Genomic DNA, 2017 nt, shown 5'->3' with positions numbered 1-2017 from the left:
TTGGACTAGTTTTTGGGGAGCAGGTCAGAGGTATCTAATCAATCACTGCAAAAAGCTCATATGCAATAGTTTTAGCTAATAAATAAAATCCATAACTCCACTACCTATATTGAAGAAAAATCTCAAGTGCAACAGGAACGGGGCTCGTCGAGCAACTTTTTAAATGGAGATATGTCTGATTTTTCTCAATTAATTTTAAATAACTTCATAATCATCATTGTTTTAGGTAGCTTACTTTTCTTTGAAGTAAGCCAGCCATGAGAGCCGAGAGTAATTTCAAGCTCAGCTCGACTTCTAAATTTCCGACATTTTAGCAAATCTCTTACCTTAACAGCCAATTCACTGTCTCTTTTAGCCCAATCAACTCGTTCTACTTGCCTCGTTTTGCTTTTCTTTGGCAGAGAGGTATTCAACCACTCTTTTGAATGCTTATATAACCAGAAAAATGCAGCCTGGCAGTTACTTTTAACTTCTTGTCTAATAGCATTAGGATGGCATTGCATATATCGGATTATCTGACATTTAGAGCGCCGCTGCTTTGACTCGAACCTGCATTGCTTCCGCCATGCTACGAGGCCTTCAGTCGTGGAAATTAGCATCTCAACACTACCTGATGAAATTCCGTATCTTCTGGCAATCGCTTCTCGATGAAAGCCCTTTTTCGCCATATTAACAACTTTACTTATCAATTCTTTTGTCAGAATAGTCGGTGATAATCTTTCGGTTTGACCGAAACGGAGTGCTACGCCCTTAACATAGCAGCGGCTTTTTTTTATTCTGCGTGCAATCTCTGAATAGGATAAATTTTCATCAAGAAGCGCTCGACAAAGAGAGCCACTGTCCTGTTTTTTTGACGGACTAACCAGAGCAGATATCACGGGACTTTTATCCGGCATTCTCATCAGCACAAAGTTCATCACAAGATGCTTGAATGGGTGTTGGTTAGGGCACCCAGACAGCAAAGAAGCCCAGTATTTTATGTCTCTTGAATCGGAGGGAAGAAGTGGGCTTGATTCAGGGAAAAGCTCAGTACAAACAGACCGAAGCTCCTGGACAAGAGGTTGCCGCCTTACATTGCCATGAGGGGTAATAAACCCTTTCTGATCTAAAAGCTGTTTGTAGCTTCCCACCCTCTCAGAAGGATCGTTTCTAATTTTCTCTAACTCTCCCATAGCAAACTTGGAGAAATCACCGGCAATGTTATTGCAGGGGGAAATAGAGGCACTAGCGCTTCGCGGTAGATAACCTCCGACTAAGTGTGATCGCCCCTGAAGATTATAATGACCCAGCCAAACACCGTGAGCGTGGCAAGCCTCCACTCCGGGTACTTGATGGTGGCAGTGCCAATAAGCGACCCCAAAGTTATAGATATCCTCATACACGCAAACAGGACAATACTTAGCCGATAAATTATCCGTTTCTCTGATTGTCGAAAACTGACATGCCCTTGTAAGCATCTGTAAAGATGAAGATCTTGAATAGAAAATATTCGCGTAAGTGGGGAGGTAGTATGCGAAAAACGGTAAAAGGGTTTGCTGAAGAACCACGTCATCCACCAACTCTCCGTCAGGCAACTTAAGCTTATCAAGATTGGATGCCAGAAAGGGGTGGGCAGACATTCTCTCACCGCCAAGTACCGCCTTTCGATATTGATTAGCTGTTACCCTCGACGTTTCGACACCTCTGCATAATCGGCTGAAAAGGGTTTCATCAGGTAATGCCGAGGGTAAAAGAATGATTGATGCCTCAGTTAGTAACTAGTTACCCTTTAATTCTAGTCAAACATAGTAAGTGGATCGTCAAGAAGCACACCTCGATTTCTTAGGTATTCAATTGAATCTTCCCTATCAGAAGCTTGTTGCATCAAATCCGGATCGTTAATTCGGCTTAGTAGGTCAACTGCATTAACTAATTCCGTTTGTTTCGACGCAAACTCAGGATGTTGTGGCTTTGTTATATCTCCAGTTTTATCAGTTGTTTGTATCGGGGTTGACCTGCACCCCAAAAACTAGTCCAA

Annotated in this window: 1 protein-coding gene; it reads right to left on the bottom strand. The window is 42.4% G+C overall.

Annotated elements, in window-relative coordinates:
- Positions 1 to 185 precede the first annotated feature (185 nt).
- The gene (locus A8L45_RS23260; protein WP_068905722.1) at positions 186 to 1736 is read right to left on the bottom strand and encodes a TnsD family Tn7-like transposition protein; all 1551 of its coding nucleotides are present in this window, start codon (positions 1734 to 1736) and stop codon (positions 186 to 188) included.
- Between the last annotated feature and the right edge of the window lie 281 nt (positions 1737 to 2017).

The sequence above is a fragment of the Veronia pacifica genome (assembly GCF_001707825.1).
GTDB classification, from domain to species: domain Bacteria; phylum Pseudomonadota; class Gammaproteobacteria; order Enterobacterales; family Vibrionaceae; genus Veronia; species Veronia pacifica.
The sequence above is the reverse complement of the archived record's forward strand: the minus strand, read 5'-3'. Positions and strand labels throughout refer to the sequence as shown.